General features: G+C 68.1%; 19 protein-coding genes, 1 tRNA gene and 1 pseudogene. 20 read left to right on the forward strand and 1 reads right to left on the reverse strand.

Going from position 1 to position 20,447, the window contains the following annotated elements:
- Nucleotides 1-104: 104 nt before the first annotated feature.
- On the reverse strand, nucleotides 105-980 hold the full coding sequence (gene ygfZ / locus AB4Y92_RS07615; protein WP_441819080.1) for a CAF17-like 4Fe-4S cluster assembly/insertion protein YgfZ: 876 nt from the start codon (nucleotides 978-980) through the stop codon (nucleotides 105-107).
- Between the two features lie 30 nt (nucleotides 981-1,010).
- On the opposite strand from ygfZ, the gene AB4Y92_RS07620 reads away from it, so the two are divergent.
- From AB4Y92_RS07620 to AB4Y92_RS07715, 20 genes and pseudogenes are all read left to right on the forward strand, one after another.
- Nucleotides 1,011-1,214, forward strand: coding sequence for a DUF1674 domain-containing protein (locus AB4Y92_RS07620; RefSeq protein ID WP_057943351.1), 204 nt, complete (start codon nucleotides 1,011-1,013; stop codon nucleotides 1,212-1,214).
- 172 nt (nucleotides 1,215-1,386) lie between these two features.
- Nucleotides 1,387-1,782: a succinate dehydrogenase, cytochrome b556 subunit gene (sdhC, locus tag AB4Y92_RS07625; RefSeq protein ID WP_057943350.1), complete on the forward strand. Its 396-nt coding sequence runs from the start codon at nucleotides 1,387-1,389 to the stop codon at nucleotides 1,780-1,782.
- Nucleotides 1,779-2,189: a succinate dehydrogenase, hydrophobic membrane anchor protein gene (sdhD, locus tag AB4Y92_RS07630; protein WP_441819081.1), complete on the forward strand. Its 411-nt coding sequence runs from the start codon at nucleotides 1,779-1,781 to the stop codon at nucleotides 2,187-2,189. Before sdhC ends, sdhD begins: the two co-directional genes overlap by 4 nt.
- Before the next feature lie 42 nt (nucleotides 2,190-2,231).
- Nucleotides 2,232-3,986 (forward strand): succinate dehydrogenase flavoprotein subunit, encoded by a 1,755-nt coding sequence (sdhA, locus tag AB4Y92_RS07635; RefSeq protein WP_251044489.1) that lies wholly within the window; start codon nucleotides 2,232-2,234, stop codon nucleotides 3,984-3,986.
- Nucleotides 3,987-4,066: 80 nt separating this feature from the next.
- Nucleotides 4,067-4,855: a succinate dehydrogenase iron-sulfur subunit gene (locus AB4Y92_RS07640; RefSeq protein WP_441819082.1), complete on the forward strand. Its 789-nt coding sequence runs from the start codon at nucleotides 4,067-4,069 to the stop codon at nucleotides 4,853-4,855.
- Nucleotides 4,856-5,357: 502 nt separating this feature from the next.
- The gene (locus tag AB4Y92_RS07645; protein ID WP_441819083.1) at nucleotides 5,358-5,780 is read left to right on the forward strand and encodes an MAPEG family protein; all 423 of its coding nucleotides are present in this window, start codon (nucleotides 5,358-5,360) and stop codon (nucleotides 5,778-5,780) included.
- A 115-nt stretch (nucleotides 5,781-5,895) separates the two neighbouring features.
- Nucleotides 5,896-6,162: an FAD assembly factor SdhE gene (locus tag AB4Y92_RS07650; RefSeq protein WP_057943346.1), complete on the forward strand. Its 267-nt coding sequence runs from the start codon at nucleotides 5,896-5,898 to the stop codon at nucleotides 6,160-6,162.
- The gene (locus AB4Y92_RS07655) at nucleotides 6,113-6,706 is read left to right on the forward strand and encodes a hypothetical protein (protein WP_441819084.1); all 594 of its coding nucleotides are present in this window, start codon (nucleotides 6,113-6,115) and stop codon (nucleotides 6,704-6,706) included. Before AB4Y92_RS07650 ends, AB4Y92_RS07655 begins: the two co-directional genes overlap by 50 nt.
- A 141-nt stretch (nucleotides 6,707-6,847) precedes the next feature.
- Complete coding sequence (locus AB4Y92_RS07660) at nucleotides 6,848-8,092, forward strand: lipoprotein-releasing ABC transporter permease subunit (protein WP_441819085.1); 1,245 nt, start codon at nucleotides 6,848-6,850, stop codon at nucleotides 8,090-8,092.
- A 73-nt stretch (nucleotides 8,093-8,165) separates the two neighbouring features.
- Nucleotides 8,166-8,945, forward strand: coding sequence for an ATP-binding cassette domain-containing protein (locus AB4Y92_RS07665; RefSeq protein WP_441819316.1), 780 nt, complete (start codon nucleotides 8,166-8,168; stop codon nucleotides 8,943-8,945).
- A 344-nt stretch (nucleotides 8,946-9,289) separates the two neighbouring features.
- A complete protein-coding gene (locus tag AB4Y92_RS07670) occupies nucleotides 9,290-11,671 on the forward strand; it encodes a DNA internalization-related competence protein ComEC/Rec2 (RefSeq protein ID WP_441819086.1) in 2,382 nt (793 codons plus the stop codon).
- A 27-nt stretch (nucleotides 11,672-11,698) separates the two neighbouring features.
- The gene (locus AB4Y92_RS07675; protein WP_057943341.1) at nucleotides 11,699-12,367 is read left to right on the forward strand and encodes a MotA/TolQ/ExbB proton channel family protein; all 669 of its coding nucleotides are present in this window, start codon (nucleotides 11,699-11,701) and stop codon (nucleotides 12,365-12,367) included.
- Between the two features lie 9 nt (nucleotides 12,368-12,376).
- Entirely contained in the window at nucleotides 12,377-12,829 is a 453-nt protein-coding gene (locus tag AB4Y92_RS07680) for an ExbD/TolR family protein (RefSeq protein WP_057943340.1), read from the forward strand.
- The gene (gene msbA, locus AB4Y92_RS07685; protein ID WP_441819087.1) at nucleotides 12,826-14,580 is read left to right on the forward strand and encodes a lipid A export permease/ATP-binding protein MsbA; all 1,755 of its coding nucleotides are present in this window, start codon (nucleotides 12,826-12,828) and stop codon (nucleotides 14,578-14,580) included. Before AB4Y92_RS07680 ends, msbA begins: the two co-directional genes overlap by 4 nt.
- Nucleotides 14,581-14,665: 85 nt before the next feature.
- Nucleotides 14,666-15,703 (forward strand): tetraacyldisaccharide 4'-kinase, encoded by a 1,038-nt coding sequence (gene lpxK / locus AB4Y92_RS07690; protein WP_441819088.1) that lies wholly within the window; start codon nucleotides 14,666-14,668, stop codon nucleotides 15,701-15,703.
- Nucleotides 15,704-15,792: 89 nt separating this feature from the next.
- Nucleotides 15,793-16,596 carry a 3-deoxy-manno-octulosonate cytidylyltransferase gene (kdsB, locus tag AB4Y92_RS07695; protein WP_441819089.1) on the forward strand — a complete coding sequence of 268 codons (804 nt, stop codon included), beginning with the start codon at nucleotides 15,793-15,795 and terminating at the stop codon, nucleotides 16,594-16,596.
- Nucleotides 16,597-16,599: 3 nt separating this feature from the next.
- Nucleotides 16,600-17,082 carry a low molecular weight protein-tyrosine-phosphatase gene (locus tag AB4Y92_RS07700; RefSeq protein ID WP_441819090.1) on the forward strand — a complete coding sequence of 161 codons (483 nt, stop codon included), beginning with the start codon at nucleotides 16,600-16,602 and terminating at the stop codon, nucleotides 17,080-17,082.
- A 371-nt stretch (nucleotides 17,083-17,453) separates the two neighbouring features.
- Nucleotides 17,454-19,364: pseudogene (uvrC, locus tag AB4Y92_RS07705) on the forward strand (excinuclease ABC subunit UvrC); the annotation flags it as partial.
- Nucleotides 19,365-19,510: 146 nt separating this feature from the next.
- Entirely contained in the window at nucleotides 19,511-20,086 is a 576-nt protein-coding gene (gene pgsA / locus AB4Y92_RS07710) for a CDP-diacylglycerol--glycerol-3-phosphate 3-phosphatidyltransferase (protein WP_215060349.1), read from the forward strand.
- A 171-nt stretch (nucleotides 20,087-20,257) separates the two neighbouring features.
- A tRNA-Gly gene (locus tag AB4Y92_RS07715) sits at nucleotides 20,258-20,333 on the forward strand.
- Nucleotides 20,334-20,447: the final 114 nt, after the last annotated feature.

Here is a 20,447-nt window from a genome sequence, read left to right on the forward strand (position 1 = left end):
GCCGATCTCGGCCGGCGTAGTGCCGCGGCCGCGGCTCGCGTCGATCGCCGCGGTAGATTCGTGATGTTCTTATTCGGACCCGCGCGAGCTTCCCGCGACCCGGCTCAGCGCTCTAGCCCCGCGAGCAGCGTCTGTTCGATCACGGCATGCCCGTCGATGCTCACCGAGCCTTCCGGACGATCCAGCGGCAACACCGCCAGCGCCAGATGCACCGCGTCGGCATCGGCGGTGGAAGCGACCGAGCCCAGCACCGCCGCTTCGCCGCGCACTTCCGCGCCGGCGGCGACCTCGGCCGGACTTTCGAACAACACCAGCCCGCGCTTGGCTTTGCCGAGGAAGTGCGTGCGCGCGACGATCTCCTGGCCCGGATAGCAGCCCTTCTTGACGCTGAAAGCGCTTAACCGCTCCAGCGACAGCTGCTGCGGCGTCCATTGCTCGGCCTGCGAGGCCGGCAACCGCGGCAGGCCGTGGCGCAGATCGGCCAGCGTCCATCGCGCCAGCGCCGCCGCATCTTCCTCCGCTTTTGCGCCGGCCGGCACGATGCGCAAGCTCCGCGCGCCGCCGTCGCCGCTGAAATCCAATTCCAGGCCCGAGGCCTGCTCGCCGCCGATTTTCGCGCGGTCGGCGCGCTCGGGGGCCGAATGACGGCCTTCAATCACCCAGTCTTCACGCAAATCGATCGCGACCTTGCTGCGGAACACGAATCGCTTCAACGACTGCGCCATCGCCGCCGCGTCGGCGTCCGGCAGCAGCAGCCAGAGCTTCTGCTCGGACAGGCGCAGCAGCGCGAACAGCGCAATTACCCGGCCTTTTGGCGTCAGCCAGCCGTTCCACTGCCAGTGGCCGTCGGCCAGCGACTTCACATCGTTCATGAACTGCGCCTGGGCAAAAGCGGCCGCGTCGCGGCCTTCCAGGGCGATGAGATGTTGACCGGACAGGGCGAACGCCCGTCCGGGCAAGGCTTGCGGGTTGTCAGGCATGGGGGCCGGGAATTAATATTTAACGCTGTGATGATAGGCGAAACCACCCCGGAAGCACGTTCGGACCAACAGTCCGAGACCCCGGCAACTCCCGTTTCCGAAACGGGAGGCCAATCGCCTTCCGCCAAGGACGCTCCTGTGGAGCATGCTCCGAAAGAGCACGGTGGTCGCGAGGGCCTCGAACCGACCCGCTACGGCGACTGGGAAAAGAACGGCCGTTGCATCGATTTCTAGCCGGCGGTCATCGCTTCACCGAAATCGGCGCACGCCGACTTCATTGGAGACGACGGCCGCAGTACCGATCTTTGATCCGACGACCCGCTTTTCAAGCACTCACCCCCACACCCGAGCGCTCCCACGCTTCCCGCCACGCGGCCGCCGCCGCCCAGCCGAGATTGCCACGCTAATGGCGAACCGCGAACGACCCCTATCACCTCATCTGCAGGTTTACCGCTGGCAGATTCAGATGGTGACCTCGATCGTGCACCGGACCACCGGTGTAATCCTTTTCGTCGGCGCCTTGCTGATCGCCTGGGGCCTGGTCGCCCTGGCCGCCGGGCCGGAGTCGTGGGCGCGCTTCGTCGCCTGCGCGCGCTCGCCGCTGGGCTTTTTGGTCCTGTTCGGCTGGACCTGGGCCTTCGCCTACCACCTGATCAACGGCATCCGCCATCTGGTCCAGGACGCGGGCTACGCCTACAAGGTCGAGACCTTCATCCGTAACGGCTGGATCAGCGTCATCGGCAGCCTGGTGCTGACCGCCTTGATCTGGGTCGTGGCCATGATGTCGCGAGGTGGCGCATGAGCACCAAGATCGGAAGCAACAGCGGCAAGCAGCTGCGCAACCCGCTCAAGACCGCGCGCGGCCTGGGTTCGGCCAAAGACGGCACCCATCACTTCATCGTCCAGCGCGTCACCGCGATCGCGTTGGTCGGGCTGACCTTGTACGTGCTGGGCCTGATCGTGTCGTGGATCGGCGGCGATTACTCCGCCGTGCGCGCTTCGGTCGCCAATCCCTGCAACGCGGTGCTGCTGAGCGCGTTCGTCATCGCGATGTTCTGGCACGCCAAGCTCGGCCTGCAGGTCATCATCGAGGACTACGTCCACACCCCGGGTCTGGCGGCCGCCTCGCAGATCGCCGTCGTTTTCGTTTGCGTACTCGCGGCCCTCGCCAGCGTGCTCGCCATCATCCGCATCACGTTGGGAGCCTGAGTCGTGGCCTCTGCCTACAAGATTCAAGAACACAAGTTCGACATGGTCGTGGTCGGCGCCGGCGGCGCCGGTTTGCGCGCGACCTTCGGCCTGGCCCAGAAGGGCCTGAAGACCGCCTGCATCACCAAGGTGTTTCCGACCCGTTCGCACACCGTGGCCGCGCAGGGCGGCATCTCCGCCGCGCTGGGCAACATGGGCGAGGACGACTGGCGTTACCACTTCTTCGATACCGTCAAGGGTTCGGACTGGCTGGGCGACCAGGACGCGATCGAGTACATGTGCAAAGAGGCCATTCCGGCCATCATCGAGCTCGAACACCAGGGCGTGCCGTTCTCGCGCACCGACGAGGGCAAGATCTATCAGCGCCCGTTCGGCGGCATGACCACCAAGTACGGCGAAGGCCCGCCGGCGCAGCGCACCTGCGCCGCCGCCGACCGCACCGGCCACGCCATCCTGCACACGCTGTACCAGCAGTCGCTGGCGCACGACGCGCAGTTCTTCATCGAATACTTCGCCCTCGACCTGATCATGGACGAGACCGGCGCCTGCCGCGGCGTGCTCGCCCTGGACATGGCCGAAGGCACGCTGCACCTGTTCCGCGCCCAGGGCACGGTGCTGGCCACCGGCGGCTACGGCCGCGCGTATTTCTCCGCGACCTCGGCCCACACCTGCACCGGCGACGGCGGCGGCATGGCGCTGCGCGCGGGCCTGGGCCTGCAGGACATGGAGTTCGTGCAGTTCCACCCGACCGGCATCTACGGCGCCGGCTGCCTCATCACCGAAGGCGTGCGAGGCGAGGGCGGCATCCTGCGCAACAGCAACGGCGAGCGCTTCATGGAGCGCTATGCGCCGAGCGTGAAGGACCTGGCGCCGCGCGACATGGTCAGCCGTTCGATGACCATCGAAATCCGCGAAGGCCGCGGCGTGGGCGAGCACAAGGACCACATCCTGCTCGACCTGACCCACCTGGGCCCGGAAGTCATCCACGAAAAGCTCCCCGGCATCGCCGAATCGGCGCGCATCTTCGCCAATGTGGACGTCGAGAAAGAGCCGATCCCGGTGATCCCGACCGTGCACTACAACATGGGCGGCATCCCGACCAACTACCACGGCGAAGTGGTGCAGTTGAAGAACGGCAACCCGGACGCGGTGGTCGAAGGCCTGTACGCGATCGGCGAAGCGGCCTGCGTGTCGGTGCACGGCGCCAATCGCCTGGGCTCGAACTCGCTGCTCGATCTGGTCGTGTTCGGCCGCGCGGTGGCCAACCGTTGTGCCGAGACCATCACCCCCGGCGGCCCGCACGCCAAGTTGCCGGCCGATGCCTGCGACGAAGCGCTGGCGCGCCTGGACAAGCTGCGCAACGCCAGCGGCAGCACCCCGACCTCGGTCATCCGCGACAAGATGCAGCGCACCATGCAGGCCGACGCGGCGGTGTTCCGCACCGGCGAAACGCTGAGCGACGGCGTGCGCAAGATGCGCGAGATCCACGCGCTGTTCGCCGACGTCAAGGTCAGCGACCGCTCGCTGATCTGGAACTCGGACCTGATCGAGACCTACGAGCTGTCCAACCTGCTCAGCCAGGCGCTGGCGACGATCGTCTCGGCCGAAAACCGCACCGAGTCGCGCGGCGCGCATGCGCGCGAGGATTTCCCCACGCGCAACGACGTCGAATGGCAGAAGCACACCCTGTGCTATGTCGATGAGAAGGGCACGACCAGCATCGACTACCGGCCGGTGCACAACTACACCCTGACCGACGACGTGGCCTACGTGCCGCCCAAGGAACGCAAGTACTGATCGGCGAACGCGGCGCGCGTCCGTTCGCGCGCCGGTAACTCCCACCCCTCAGTACCGCCGCCAGCCCAGAGATCGCCAGCATGGCTCAGTTCGCACTACCGAAAAATTCGCAGATCCAGAAGGGCCGCCATTGGCCGACGCCCGGCGCCAAGCAGCCGCGCACCTTCAAGGTCTACCGCTGGAACCCCGACGACGGCATGAACCCGCGCGTGGACACCTACGAGGTGGACCTGGCGACCTGCGGTCCGATGGTTCTGGACGCGTTGATCAAGATCAAGAACGAGATCGACCCGACCCTGACCTTCCGCCGCTCCTGTCGCGAAGGCATCTGCGGCTCGTGCGCGATGAACATCGACGGCACCAATACCCTGGCGTGCACGCGCGCCATCGCCGATTGCGGCGACGCCAAGAACGACGTGCCGGTGTATCCGTTGCCGAGCATGGGCGTGATCAAGGACCTGGTCCCGGATCTGACCCATTTCTACGCCCAGTACGCCTCGATCCGTCCGTGGCTGCGCACCCAGAGCGCGACCCCGTCCGACCGCGAGCGCCTGCAGTCGCCGCAGGACCGCAAGAAGCTCGACGGCCTGTACGAATGCATCCTCTGCGCGTGCTGCTCGACCAGCTGCCCGAGTTACTGGTGGAACGGCGACCGTTACCTCGGCCCGGCGATCCTGCTGCAGGCTTACCGCTGGATCATCGACTCGCGCGATGAAGACACCGGCGCGCGCCTGGACGATCTGGAAGACCCGTTCAAGCTCTACCGCTGCCACACCATCATGAACTGCGCCCGCACCTGCCCGAAGGGATTGAACCCGGCGCAGGCGATCGGCGAGATCAAGAAACTGATGCTGGCGCGCCGGGTCTGATCGCGGCAACGGATTCGACCTGGGCATATTCGACGCCGCCGTCCGGACGATCCGGGCGGCGGCGTTTTCGCGAGCGGGGCTTGGCCGTTGGTGCGATGGTGGGATGTGGTGGGTGGGGCGATGCTTTGGGTTGCGGGGTTGCGGGGTTGCGGGGTTGCGGGGTTGCGAGGCTGGGAACTGGGAAGTTGGGAGGCGAGAGGAAGGTCATGCGGCGAATACGTCGCGGCCGCCGAATACGTCGCGGCCAGGTGAGCGACGCCATCCCCCAATCCGTCATTCCCGCGAAGGCGGGAATCCAGCGACTTTCGTGCGAGAACGCCTGAAGTCTCTGGATTCCCGCTTTCGCGGGAATGACGAGCAAAAAAACGAAATAATCGAGCGGTCGAGCAATCGAGCCACAAACAAGCCACCGCGACGCAGCCACTCACCGGCAAATGCAGCCCGCGTCGCACCGACACCGACCCGCCGCGCAACCCGCGGCCACCAAGGAACGAGGCGACCGATGGACACGAAAGCGATCTTCCTGCCCGCATTGGCGATGGCCGCGCTGACCTGCATCGTCTGGCTGCGCATGTTCCGCGTGCGCATCCGTCAGATGTACCGCGACCGCATCCATCCGCAATCGGTGGCGACCTCGGCGCAGGCCCTCGCGCGCTTTACCGAATCGGCCGCGGCGGATAATTTCCGCAACCTGTTCGAACTGCCGGTGCTGTTCTATCTGGCCCTGAGCGTGGCCGCGTTCAATGGCCTGGCCGACACGCCCACCCTGACGCTGGCCTGGCTGTTCGTGGCGATGCGGATCGCGCACAGTTTCATCCAGTGCACCTACAACCGCGTCATGCATCGCTTCGCGGCGTATGCGGTCGGAGGCATGGTGTTGTGGGCGCTTTGGATTTATCTCGCGACAGGATTGATCGGCCGATGATGTTCCGCGAAGCGCAATCAGCGACAAAACTCGGCGAGTCGTTCGGCTATCGCAAACGCCGCCCTGACGGCGCGTGCGCGATGATCGTCCCGCTGCCTTCTACCGGAAACCGCTCATGAGCGAAGAACTGTCCGCCGCGGACGAAATCGAACTGCGTCGCCTGCGCTGGCGCTGCCGTCGCGGCATGCGCGAGCTGGACCAGTTGCTCGGACGCTATCTCGATCGCGAATGGAGGCAGGCTTCCGAAGCGCAGCGCGGGGTTTTCCTACGGCTGCTGGAAACCGAGGACGATAAGCTCTGGCACTGGTTCATGGGCCATGAGGAGGCCGGCGATGCCGAGCTTCGATCCCTCGTCGAATTCATCCGCCGGCTGCCGCCCTGAGCGGCAGCCACAGGCAAGCAGCCGCCTTGAGCAGCAGCCACAGGCAAGCAGCCGCTTCGATCGCCAGCGGCAAGCAGGCGCCCGCTTCGAACACGAAACGCTGAGCAACCGCCCCAAGCCGCCACCGACCGCGGACTGCCGCCTGCAATGGCGCCCGTCGCGGTTGCTGTCGGCGGCCTTGATCGCGTTGGGGCTGGCGGCCGCGTTCTCGGCAGTGGCCTCAGAGCTGCCGTTGCCCGCGTCGCTGCCGCTCGCCGCAATGGCCCTGGCCTGGGCCGGGTGGTCGACCCGGCGCGAAGCCCGGCTTCCGCCGCAGCCGCTGGTGATCGCCGGCGGCCGCGCCACGCTCGCCGCCGCGCCGATCTCGGACCTGCGCCTGCACTGGCGCGGCTGGCTGGCCCGGCTGGATTTCACCGGCTCCGACGGCCGCCGCCGGCGCCTGCTGTGGTGGCCCGACACCCTGGACGCCGCCGGCCGCCGTGAACTGAGGCTGGCCGTCGCGGTCACAAGTCCTGCGCGCGGTCCGCGTTCGATGGCACCATGAGCGGAGATTCGGACTCCAGGTTTCGGCCGTCGTGAAAAACGCAGCGCCGAACGCCCGCCCGAAGCCGGCCGACCGCGGAACCGAACGAAGAGCCAGATGAAGACCATGCCCAATTCCCAATCCCGAGTCCCGGCTCCATAGATGTTCAAACCTCTTTCAGTAGCCATCGGCCTGCGCTATCTGCGCGCCAAGCGCCGTAACGGCTTTATCTCCTTCATCTCGCTGGCCTCGATCGCGGGCATCGCCCTGGGCGTGACCGCGCTGATCACCACGCTCGCGGTGATGAGCGGCTTCCAGCGCGAAATCCGCGACCGCATGCTGCAGATGGCCGCGCACGCCACCGTCAGCGCCTATGGCGAGCCGCTGGTCGAATGGCAGCTCGCGGTCAACAAGGCGATGGCCGATGTCCGCGTGGTCGGCGCCGCGCCCTACATCGAGAAGGAAGCCCTGCTGTCGGCCTCGCGGCAGCAGCCGGCGATCATCCGCGGCGTCGTGCCGTCCGAAGAGGGCAAGGTGTCGGTGCTGGCCGAGAAGATGGTCGAGGGCAAACTCGATTCGCTCACTCCCGGCAGCTTCAACATCGTGCTCGGCAAGGAACTCGCGCTGTGGATGGGCGCGCAGGTCGGCGACAGCGTGGTGGTGATGACCGCCGACGGCCGCAGCACGCCGATGGGCGCGATGCCGCAACTCAAGCGCTTCAACGTCAGCGGCATCTTCGAAGCCGGCTATAACGAATACGACAAAGGCCTGGCGGTCGTGAACATGCACGACATGCAGCGGGTGCTGCGCATGGGCGACGGCGTCACCGGCGTGCGCCTGAAGCTGCACGACATGGACCAGGCCGCGGAAGTGGCGCGCGATCTGGCGGTCAGCCTGGGCGGCCCGTACCGGGTCACCGACTGGAGCAGCGACAACGCCAATATGTTCCGCGCGCTGAAGATGGAAAAGACGGTGATGGCGATCCTGCTGTCGCTGATCATCGCGATGGGCGCGTTCAACCTGGTCTCCTCGCAGGTGATGCTGGTCACCGACAAGCAGGCCGACATCGCGATCCAGCGAACCCTGGGCCTCACTCCCTTGAGCGTGATGCGCATCTTCGTCGTGCAGGGCACCTTGATCGGCATCATCGGCACCGTGCTCGGCGTGGTCGGCGGCATCGTGCTGACCTTGAACCTGGAGCACATCCTCAAACTGATCGAGAAAGTGCTGGGGGTGCAGTTGCTGCCGGAAGACGTCTACTACATCACCGGCCTGCCGACCGATCTGCAGAGCAGCGACGTGATCATCATCGCCTGCGTTGCGCTGGCGATGGCGTTCGTCGCCACCATCTATCCCGCCTGGCGCGCCGCGCGCACGGCACCGGCGGAGGCGCTGCGTTATGAGTGATATCCGCGATCCGGCCGCCGCCGCAGCTTCGCAAGCTTCGGACGACATCGTGCTGTCCTGCGAAGGGCTGGCGATGACCTATTCGGAAGGCAATCTGCACACGCCGGTGTTCGACGGCCTGGACCTGTCGGTCCGCCGCGGCGAGACCGTGGCGATCCTGGGCGCGTCCGGCGCCGGCAAGAGCACCTTGCTGCATCTGCTCGGCGGCCTGGACACCCCGACCGCGGGCGAGGTGTATGTCGGCGGCCATCGCATGAACGATCTGCCGGATCGATCGCGCGGCATCCTGCGCAATCAGTCGCTGGGCTTCATCTATCAGTTTCACCATCTGCTGCCGGAATTCACCGCGCTGGAGAACGTGATGCTGCCGATCCTGCTGAGCGGGCGCTCGGTGCGGGCCAAGCGCGCGCGCTCGTGGGGCGGGGTGGTGACGGCGGTGCCGCGTTACCTGTTCTTCGATCTGCCGTTGGCGATGGTGCGTTCGGTGTCCGAGAGCATGGACGCGCCGTCGGTGGCGCAGGCGCGCCAGCGCGCCACCGCGCTGCTGGAATCGGTCGGGCTGGGGCACCGGCTGCAGCACAAACCCGGCGAACTGTCCGGCGGCGAGCGTCAGCGCGCCGCGGTCGCGCGCGCGCTGATCAACCGTCCGGCCTGCGTGCTCGGCGATGAGCCCACCGGCAATCTCGACGAGAAAACCGCGGCCACGGTGTTCGAGATCATGCTGTCGCTCAACCGCGAGCAGGGCACCAGCCTGGTGCTGGTGACCCATGATCGCCGCCTCGCGCGGCGTCTGGATCGCGTGCTGGAATTGCACGAAGGCAAGCTGCGGCAACTGGCGCCCAGCGAAGTCTGATCGGGACGAAGCAGCCGGCGACGCGCAAGGCGTTCGCCGGCCGATAGCTAGTCGCCGCCTGTCGATGCGGCGCTCGCGAACGCTTGCAGCGTGCGCGGGCCTGGCGAAGCAGAAAACCCCCCGCTTGAAACGAACGCAGCGCAGATGCCTGCATTCGCTGCCGTCGCATGGCCGTAGGGCAGGGCGGCCGCACTGCGAACGACCGCCGACCGCAACGATCCGATCAGGAAAATACCTACAACCCGATGGCACCCACACTGATTGGACGATCCGGGCACCGTCCGTAGAGTCTGCATAACGCATCGCACGGATCGCGAAGCACAGCCATCGACGGAGAACCCAACATGCTCGACGCGGCAAGGACGCCGCCTTTCGGAAAACTCGCAGCGATCGCCTTGTTGGCCGGCACCGCCGCCGCGCTGGCCTCGCCGTGGCTGTGTCCGTGGGGACTGTCGGCAGCGATGCTCATCGCCGCGGCGGTCGCATGGTGGCGTTCGCCGCGCTGGCGCGTCGTCGCGATCGCCGCATTCGGCTTCGCGCTCGCCAGCGCGCACATCGCCTACGCGCTGAATCTTCAGCTGCCGGCGCAATGGGAGAAACGCGAGGTCGCGGTCAGCGGCCGCATCGTCGATCTGCCCGTGCACGAAACCCGGCGCACGCGTTTCGAGTTCCGCGTCGATAACGACGCCTCGCAGCCCGCGCCCCTGCGCGGCGGCCTGCTGCGATTGGCGTGGTACGACGACGATCCGCGTCCGCGCAGCGTGCTCAAGGCCGGGCAACGCTGGCGCTTCCACGCGCGGGTGCGCGCGCCGCGAGGGCTGCGCAATCCCGGCGGCGCGGATGCGGAGAAGTACGCGCTGATGCAGCGCCTGACCGCGACCGGCTACCTGCGCAATCCCGAAAACAGCCGGCGATTGTCCGCGGCACAGGGCCTGACCGCGTGGCGCGAGTCGATCTGCGACCGCATCGCCGCGACCGTGCGCTCGGACGGCTCGCGTTTCGTGCGTGCGCTCGCGCTGGGCGACACGCGCGGCCTCGGCGATCGCGATTGGGAGGTGTTGCGCGCCGACGGCCTGACCCATCTGATCGCGATTTCGGGCTTCCACGTCGGCTTGGTCGCAGGCTTCTTCGCCTTGCTGGCTCGGGCGTTGTGGTGGTCGCTGCCGATGCTGGGGCGGCGGGTGCCGGCGGTGATCGCCGCTTCGGTCGCGGCGATGTTCGGCGGATTGCTGTACGCGGCGGCAGTGGGGTTCGCGCTGCCGACCGTGCGCACGTGGCTGATGATCGCGGTGATCGCCGCGCTGCGCATCGCGCGCCGGCCGATGCACGGGTTCGACGCGCTGGCGCTGGCGGCGATCGCGGTCTTGCTGGCCGACCCGTTGGCGCTGCTCGGCGCCGGGTTCTGGCTCAGTTTCCTCGGCGTGGCCTGGCTGCTGTGGTGTCTGCCCGGGCCGGACGCCGGCGGTTGGCGCGAACGCCTGCGCGGCTTCGTTTCGGCCCAGGGCGTGGCCAGCCTGGGGCTGCTGCCGGTGTGCGTGGCGCTGTTCGGCCAGGCTTCGTTGGCCGGGCCGTTGGCGAATCTGCTCGCGGTGCCGTGGTGGAGCCTGCTCGTGGTGCCGCTGGCCTTGATCGGAACCGGGCTGGAGAGCGTCCACGCCGGCGCCGGCGAATTCGCTTGGCGCTTGGCCGCGGCCTGTTTCGAGCCCGGCTGGCCGGTCTTCAGCGCCCTGGCCGAGAGCGGTCTGGCCCTGTGGTGGCTGCCGGAAGCGCGCTGGTTCGCGCTGCCGCTGGCCCTGCTCGGGGCGTTCTGGCTGCTGCTGCCGCGCGGCGTGCCTGGCAAGGCCCTGGCCGTGCTGCTGTGGCTGCCGTTGCTATGGCCGGACCGGCGCCTGCCGGGGCCGGGCGAGGCGGAACTGGTCGTGATCGATGTCGGCCAGGGCCTGTCGGTGCTGGTGCGCACCGCCGGTCACAGCCTGCTGTTCGACGCCGGCCCGGCGGTGCGCGACGGCTTCGACGCCGGCGAGCGCGCCGTGGTCCCGGCCTTGCACGCGCTGGGCGTGCGCCGGCTCGATCATGTCGTCGTCAGCCACGGCGACAACGACCATGCCGGCGGTATCAAAGCCGTGTTGCGGGCCTTTCCGGCGCCAGCGCCATTCGCGCCGGCCGATATCGACGGCGAGGCGGTGCAGGGCCTGCGAACCCGCGCCTGCAGCGCCGGAACCGCCTGGCAATGGGATGGCGTGCGCCTGCGTTTCCTGCATCCTCCGGCGCATTTTCCCTATCTGAAGAACGAATCCAGCTGCGTGCTGCGGATCGAAACCGAGCACGGCGCGGCGCTGCTGACCGGCGATATCGGCGAGGTCGTGGAGCGCGATCTGGTCCGCCGGGCGGCGCAGGAGACTGCGCAGACGCTGCACGCCGAGGTGGTCCTGGTCGCCCACCACGGCAGCGGCGGCTCCTCCGATCCCGACTTCGTCCAGGCCACCGGCGCCCGCCACGCGCTGGTCTCCAGCGGCCACGGCAACCGCTTCGGCCACCCGCGCGCGGACGTGCTAGAACGCTGGCGCCGTGCCGGCGCGGCGCCGCGAAACACCGCCGACGACGGCGCCTTGCGGGTCGGCCTGCGCGCGCAGGGCATCGGCGTGGAAACGCGACGCCAGGCACACCCGCGGGTCTGGGATGCGACCCGCCGCACGGACCCTGGGCTATCCTATCGGCCTGATTGAAGTCGGCCACGGGCCGGAGGTTCGCGAGTGCTGGAACTGGTGAAGGCCGGCGGTTGGCCGATGATTCCGTTGTTGATCCTGTCGGCGGTAGCGCTTGCGATCATCATCGAGCGGCTGTGGACTCTGCGCCGGCGTGCCGTCCTGCCGCCCCAGCTGGGCCAGGAAGTGCGCGCCTGGGCGGCCAGCGGCAAGCTCGACCCGGCGCATATCGAATCCCTGCGCGCGACCGCGCCGCTGGGCGCGCTGCTGGCGGCGGCGCTGGACGTGCGCCTGCGCCCGCGCGAGGAAATCCGCGAACGCATCGAGGACGTGGGCCGGCATCTGGTCCACCGCATGGAGCGCTACCTGAACACGCTCGGCACCATTTCCGCCGCGGGCCCGCTGCTGGGCCTGTTCGGCACCGTGGTCGGCATGATCCAGATGTTCATGGTCATCAACGATCACGGCATCGGCGACGTCAACCAGCTGGCCGGCGGCATCGGCAAGGCGCTGGTGTGCACCGCCACCGGCATGATCGTGGCGATCCCGGCGCTGATCGCCCACCGCTGGTTCCGCGGCCGCGTCGCGGAATACATCGTGGCGATGGAGCACGAAGCCATCGCCCTGATCGACGTGCTGACCCCGGGCACCGCCGAATCGCGCCAGACCGAAGCGGCGCGCGCGCCGGTGCGCCTGGCCGGCGGCCAGGCCGGCTGAGGTCGCCGCATGCGTATTCGCGACCATCGCGCCGACGACGAACCCGAGATCAATCTGGTCCCGCTGATCGACGTGATCCTGGTGCTGATCATCTTCTTCGTCGTCACCGCGACCTTCGACGCGCGCTCGGTGCTCAAGCTGGAGCTGCCGCGCGCCACCGGCGAGCCTTCGGGCGATGCCAGCAAGGCGCTGATCGTGCTGGTCAACGCCGAAGGCCGTTACTTCGTCGGCGACCGCGAAGTGCTGCGCGACGATCTTGAATCGCTCAAGACCACCATCGCCGAAGTCGCCGGTTCCGACCGCGACCGCGCGGTGATGCTGCGCGCCGATGCGCGCACGCCGTATCAGGCCGTGGTCACCGTGTACGACGCGCTCGGCCAGTTGGGTTTCCGCCGGATCATGAGCGCGACCGCGCCGCCGCAGAACGCCGGCGCGGCCAAACCCGCGGAGGCCGCGCGGTGACGGCGAGCGCTACCGCTTCGCCCTGGCAGACCTACCGCCGGTTGCTCAGATTCGCCCTGCCGTATCGCGGCCTGCTGTGGCTGGCGGTGGTCGGCATGCTGTTCGAAGCGGCGGCCGGCGCCGGCTTCACCAAGTTGATGGAACCGGTCATCAACCAGACCTTCATCGTCAAGAACACCAAGGTGGCGGTGTGGCTGCCGCTGGCGATCGTGGGCCTGTTCGTGCTGCGCGGCATCGCCGGTTATCTGACCGACTACTACATGGCCAAGTCCGGCCGCGGCGTCGCCCGCGATCTGCGCGTGCAGGTGCTCGGCAAGTATCTGCGCCTGCCCGGCGCGCGCTTCGACACCGAGCCTGTGACCTCGATGCTGGTACGCCTGGGCTCGGACAGCGATCAGGTCGCGCAGGCCTCGGTCGATGCGCTCAAGGTCATGGTGCAGCAATCCACGCAGGCGATCGCCTTGCTCGCGGTGATGATCTGGACCAGCTGGCAGGTCACCTTCGCGGTGCTGATCATGGCGCCGCCGCTGGCCTGGGTGATGGACAAGGTCGGCCGGCGTTATCGCCGCATCAGCCATCGCATCCAGGAAAGCGGCGCGCAATTGCTGCTGGCGGCCGATCAGGCGCTGTCCAACCAGCAGGAAGTGAAGGTCTACGGCGCGCAGAAGTCCGAGCTGGAACGCTACGGCGCCATCGCCGACAACTACCTCAAGCTCAGCCTCAAGGTCGAATCCACCCGCAGCATCGCCTCGGCGATGGTGCAGTTGATGGGCTCGGTCGGTCTGGCGCTGCTGCTGTTCGTCGCCGGTTACGAAGCCTTCGCCGGGCGCCTGGACGCGGGCGGATTCGTGGTGCTGATGGTGTCGATGATGGCGATCATCCCGAACCTGCGCCAGCTCACCAACGTGCAGAACATGCTTCAGCGCGGCGTGGCCTCGGCCGAGCGCCTGTTCGAAGTGCTCGATGCGCCGGAAGAGCCCGACAGCGGCACGCGCGAACTCGCGCGCAGCCAGGGGTTGATCGAATTCCGCGCGGTCACCGCGCGCTATCCGGGCCAGACTTCGCCGGCGTTGTCGGACATCAGTTTCATCGCCCGGCCGGGCACGGTGACGGCCATCGTCGGCCGCTCCGGCAGCGGCAAATCCACGCTGATCAAGCTGATTCCGCGCTTCTACGATCCCGAATCCGGGCAGATCCTGCTCGACGGTCATCCGCTCAGCGACTACAAACTCTCGGACCTGCGCCGCCAGATCGCCCTGGTCGGCCAGCAGGTGATGCTGTTCGACGGCACCGTCGCGGCCAACGTCGCCTACGGCGAGATGCAGGACCACGACGAAGCCGCGCTGGATCGCGCGATGCGCGGCGCCAACGCGGCCGAGTTCATCGAGCGCATGCCCGAAGGCGCGCAGACCTCCATCGGCGCCAAGGGCGGCAAGCTCTCCGGCGGCCAGCGCCAGCGTCTGGCGATCGCGCGCGCGATGCTCAAGGACGCGCCGATCCTGATCCTCGACGAAGCCACCGCCGCGCTCGACACCGAGTCCGAGCGGCTGGTGCAGGACGCGCTGGAGCGGCTGATGCCCGATCGCACCACGCTTGTGATCGCGCACCGGCTGTCGACCATCGAACACGCCGATCAGGTGCTGGTGCTGGATCAGGGCCGCATCGTCGAACGCGGCTCGCATGCCGAACTGCTCGCCCACGGCGGGCTGTACGCGCATCTGCACCGCATGCAGTTCCGCGACGCCGAATGAATGACGCGATGAAGGGCGCGAACAAGGCCGCGATGCCCGCGCGAATCGAGCCGCCGCGGATTTCGCCCAACATGGGCGGTGACCGATGAGCGCCGACCGTCGCGGCGGCGTCCCCGCCTATTGGTACGACGACACCGCCGTGCCCGCGCACGCGCGCCTGCTGTCGGGCCTGTACGGCGCGGTCACCGGTTTTCGCCGCGCGCTGTACCGCAAGGGCTACAAGCGCCGCCTGCATCCGGGCGTGCCGGTGCTGGTGGTCGGCAACATCACCGCCGGCGGCGCCGGCAAGACCCCGCTGACCATCGCCCTGGTGCAGAGGCTCAAACAGGAAGGCTGGAACCCCGGCGTCGCCAGCCGCGGTTACGGCCGCGACGACATCGCCACGCCGCTGTGGGTCGAACGCGACACCGATCCGCGCCTGGGCGGCGACGAACCGGTGCTGATCGCGCGCCGCACCGGCGCCCGGCTGCGCGCCGATCGCGACCGCGCCGCCGCGGCCAAGGCCCTGGCCGAAGCCGGTTGCGACATCGTGATCTGCGACGACGGCCTGCAGCATTACCGTCTGGCGCGCGACATCGAGATCGAAGTCGTCGACGGCCGCCGCCGCTACGGCAACGGCCAACTGCTGCCGGCCGGGCCTTTACGCGAGCCGCCCGAGCGCGGCGCGCAATGCGATTTCCGCGTGGTCAATCTGGCCCAGGCCGCGACCAGCGACCCGACCGCCAACGCCGGTTTCGGCGAATGGCCGATGCGCCTGATCGCCGATCAGGCGCAGCCGCTGCTGGGCACGCGTCCGCTCAAGCTGGAGGCCTTCGCCGGCCAGCGTGTGCATGCGGTCGCCGGCATCGGCGATCCCGAACGCTATTTCTCCATGCTGCGCGGCTTCGGCATCGCGGTGGTGCCGCATGCGTTTCCCGATCATCACCGCTATGTCGAATCCGACTTCGCCTTCGGCAGCAAACTGCCGGTGCTGATGACGGAGAAAGACGCGGTCAAGATTCCGCTGACGGGCGAGGGCGCGTTCGCCTCGGAGGCGTACTACAGCGTGCCGGTGCGCGCCGAATTGCCGGAAGCGTTCTGGGTGTCGCTGTTGGATAAATTACAGGCGCTGCCGCGGCGCTGAGCCGCTTGCGCCGTGGTGGTAGCCAGTCCGCGACGGCCGCGCCATCGTCGTAACCACCGCCGCACCCGCCGTACTGTTCGGAGCCCATCATGAGTCAGGATTTCGTTGTCGCCATTCCCGCCCGATACGCCGCTTCGCGGCTGCCCGGCAAACCGCTGCGCACGCTCGCCGGCGAGCCGCTGGTGCTGCACGTCGCGCGCCGCGCACTGGCGGCGGGCGCGAGCGAAGTGTGGGTCGCCGCCGACGACGAACGCATCGCGCAGGCGCTCAAGGACAGCGGCGTGCAAGTGGCGATGACCTCGCCCGACCACGCCTCCGGCACTGACCGTCTGGCCGAATGCGCCGACATCGCCGGCTGGCGCGACGATACCGTCGTGGTCAACCTGCAGGGCGACGAACCCTTCGCGCCGGCCGCGGGCATCCTCGCCACCGCGCAGGCCTTGCGCGACAGCGGCGCTGACATGTCCACGCTGGCCACGCCGGTCACCGAAGTTGAAGTGTTGTTCGATCCCAACGCGGTCAAGCTGGTGCGCGCCGGCAACGGCGACGCGCTGTACTTCAGCCGCGCGCCGATTCCGTGGCCGCGCGACGCCTTCGCCAAGGATCGCGAACGCATGCCCGGCGGCGGCGAATGGCTGCGGCACATCGGCATCTACGGCTACCGCGCCGGATTCCTGCGCAAGTTCGCCAAGATGCGGCCCGGACGCCTGGAGCAGATCGAATCGCTGGAGCAATTGCGCGCGCTGGAAGCCGGTTACCGCATCGCGGTCGGCATCACCCCCGAGCCGTTCCCGCCCGGCGTGGACACGCCGGAGGACCTGGCCCGGGCCGAGGCGCATCTGGCCGGCGAAGCGGATTCGACCGGCGCCGGCGTGGACGGCGAGGGCGGCTGAGGCATGCGCCTGCTCGTGGTCTGCCTGGGCAACATCTGCCGCTCGCCGGTCGCCGAGGGCGTGCTGCGCGCGCGCATCGAGGCCTCGTCGATCGCCGGCCGGGTCGAGCTGGATTCGGCCGGCACCGGCGACTGGCACGTCGGCGATCCGCCGGACCGGCGCGCGATCGCCAACGCCGCCGAGCACGGCATCGACATCTCCGGCCTGCGCGCGCGTCAACTCGCCGCCGCGGACTATCGCGATTTCGACTGGCTGCTGTGCGCCGACCGCGCCAACCTGCGCGACGTCCGCGCCCGCGCGCCGAAGGGCGCCCGCGCGCGCAGCGCCTTGCTGCTGGACTGGTGCGGCACGGTCACCGACGGCGAAGTGCCCGATCCCTACACCGGCGGGCCGGCGCAGTTCGAGCATGTGTTCCAGTTGCTGGATCACGCCGCCGACGGCGCGATCGCGCGTTTGCGCGAAGAGTTGGGGTTGCGCGACGGCTAGAGCTGGCCGCAGTTTCGATCCACTGCCGGAAGGCTGCTCAAAGTCTCCGCTGAGGGTTTCGAGCCCCGCTTTTTTTGCTCGTCATTCCCGCGAACGCGGGAATCCAGTGACTTCAAGCGTCCTCGCACGAAAGTCCCCAAAACCAGTCCGCCCAACTCAGCTGCGACCCCGCGCAGCCCGCACCCTGCCTCAGATCCAGCCCCGCAGCCCTTGCGCTAACGCATAATCAGCCCAATTCAAGCCTTATCCATTCATTACGCCGGCCTTCGGGCCCCAGCCGCTAGCCGACCGATGTCCGTGACCGCGACGCCCGCTCTCTCGCCAGCCCGCCCGCCCGATTCCGTCGCCGCGTGCGCAGGAGCCGTGCGCGCATGACGGCCGCCCAGCCCGCGCCCTTCGACGGCAAAGCCTTCGTCAAGCAGCTCAGCACCGCGCCCGGCGTCTACCGCATGATCGGCGCCGACGACGGCGTGCTCTACGTCGGCAAGGCCAGCGCCCTGCGCAATCGCGTCTCCAGCTACTTCAACGCCACACCCAAGTCCGCGCGCATCATGTCGATGCTGTCGCAGACCGCGCGCATGGAGGTCACGGTCACCCGTACCGAGGCCGAAGCGCTGATCCTGGAAAACCAGCTGATCAAGTCTCTGAAGCCGCGCTACAACGTGCTGCTGCGCGACGACAAAAGCTACCCCTACGTGCTGATGACCAGCGAGGCCTGGCCGCGCATCGCCATGCATCGCGGCCCGCGCGCGGTCGCCGGCCGTTACTTCGGCCCCTATGCCAGCGTCGGCGCGGTGCGCGACACGCTCAACCTGATGCACAAGCTGTTCCGCCTGCGCAGTTGCGAGGACAGCGTGTTCCGCAATCGCTCGCGGCCGTGCCTGCAGCACCAGATCGGCCGCTGCAGCGCGCCGTGCGTGGGCCTGGTGGCGGCGCGCGACTACGCCGAGAGCGTGCACCGCTCGGGCCTGTTCCTGGAAGGCCGCAGCGACGAACTCACCGACGAACTGGGCCGCGACATGGAAGCGGCCAGCGTGCGCCTGGATTTCGAGGACGCCGCGCGCATCCGCGACCTGATCGCCGGCATCCGCAGCCTGCAGGCGCGCCAGTACGTGGACGGCCGCGCCGCCGATCTGGACGTACTCGCCATCGCGATGCAGGGCGCGGCCGCCTGCGTGCTGCTGCTGGCGTTCCGCGACGGCCGCAACCTGGGCACGCGTGCGTTCTTCCCGCAGACCCGCGGCAGCGACAATCCCGAGGAAGTGCTGACCGCCTTCATCTCGCAGTACTACGGCGAACAGACCCCGCCGCGCGAGATCGTGCTCGACCGCGATCTGCCCGATCGCGAGCTGTTCGAACAGGCCTTCTCCGCCACCGGCGAACGCCGCGTGCAAATCAAGGCCAACGTGCGCGGCGAACGCGCCGGCTACGTCGATATGGCGCGCCGCAACGCCGAACTCGCGCTAGGCACGGAACTCACCAGCCACGCCGCTCAGCTGGCCCGCGCCGAGGCATTGCGCGATCTGCTGCGCATGCCGTCGCTGCCGCAACGCATCGAGTGCTTCGACATCAGCCACACCATGGGCGAAGCCACGGTCGCCTCGTGCGTGGTGTTCGACGCGCAGGGGCCGGTGCGCGGCCAGTACCGCCGCTACAACATCACCGGCATCACCGAGGGCGACGACTACGCGGCGATGAACCAGGCCATCTCCCGGCGTTTCCGCCGCGCGGTGGAGGGTGAGGCGGCGCGTTTGCGAACCACTGGTTCGCGCGTCGACGAACGCCCGAGCGCGGAGCGCGAGGGCCGGTCAGACGGGGTGATGCCCGACATCCTGCTGATCGACGGCGGCGCCGGGCAGGTCGCGCAGGCGCGCGCGGCGCTGGAGGAGCTCGGGGTCGAGAACCTGATCCTGGTCGGCGTGGCCAAGGGCCCGGCGCGGCGCCCCGGCGACGAGGAACTGCTGCTGCCCGACGGCCGCACCGTCCGCCCCGGCGCCGAGTCGCCGGCGCTGCAACTGGTCCAGCAGGTTCGCGACGAGGCGCACCGTTTCGCCATCACCGGCCATCGCGGCCGTCGTCAGAAGACACGCAACAGCAGTAGGCTGGAAGATATTCCGGGCATCGGCCCGCGCCGACGCGCTAGTCTGTTGAAGCATTTCGGCGGTCTGGGCGGTCTCAAGGCCGCCGGGATCGAGGAAATCTCCCGGGTCGAGGGCGTCAACGAAGCCTTGGCCGAGCGCATCTACGCCGCCCTGCACGGGCTGGACGCGCCGGCCGAAGCCCCGACGCCCGCCGGTTCGGGCACCACCCCCAAGGCCGCGGCCGCGGGGCGCAGGAAAACGCGCAGTGCAAAGGCCGGCGGCCCGGATGCCGGCAGTGAACAAGCCGAGGCCGCCGACCCGGCGCCGGACAGCAAGCGGAGCGAAGGATGAAGTTGACCATACCCACCATGCTGACCCTGGCGCGGATCGTGCTGATCCCGGTGCTGGTGGTGGTGTTTTTCCTGGATTTCCCGTGGACCAACTTCGCGGCCGCGTTCATCTTCGCCTTCGCCTCGATCACCGACTGGCTGGACGGCTGGATCGCCCGCCGTTTCGACCAGTACTCGGCCTTCGGCGCCTTCCTCGACCCGGTCGCCGACAAGCTGATGGTCGCCGTCGCGCTGCTGCTGATCGTGCAAAAGCACCCGACCGTGTGGATGACCTTGTGGGCCGCGGTCATCGTCGGCCGCGAGATCGCGGTGTCGGCGCTGCGCGAATGGATGGCCGAACTGGGCCAGCGCGCGGCGGTGAAGGTCGCCGCGATCGGCAAGATCAAGACCATCGTGCAGATGGTCGCGCTGGTGTGCCTGCTGTATCAGGAAAACCTGCTGGGCCTGCCGGTGTTCCGGATCGGCGAATGGATGCTGGCCGCCGCCGCGTTGCTGACATTGTGGTCCGGACTGGCCTATTTGCGCGCCGCATGGCCTATAATGAACGCGGACACGAACAAGCCTTCGACCTGACCGGAAACGGAACAGTCGGGCGCGAACCGAACCTTGGCCGGGGAGGGACGCATCGCAGCCGGCCTTATGCGGCGGGCTGCGCAGGCGGTTCGGTCACCGGGTCGCGAGGCACCGGGGCGTGAAGAAAACGGTTGACAGTTTTCTTTCGATGCCTAAAATATCGCTTCCTCCGCGGGAATAGCTCAGTTGGTAGAGCACTACCTTGCCAAGGTAGATGTCGCGAGTTCGAGTCTCGTTTCCCGCTCCAGATTCAAGATAATTTCGGCAACGAGATCGTCTTAGAAACTAAACCCCCTCGCGGGGTTTTGTTTTTTTTATAAGCGAATGTGCGCAGTCGATGATTGCAAGCATTCGTGGCTGC

Source organism: Lysobacter sp. TAB13, assembly GCF_052113885.1.
GTDB classification, from domain to species: domain Bacteria; phylum Pseudomonadota; class Gammaproteobacteria; order Xanthomonadales; family Xanthomonadaceae; genus Lysobacter; species Lysobacter gummosus.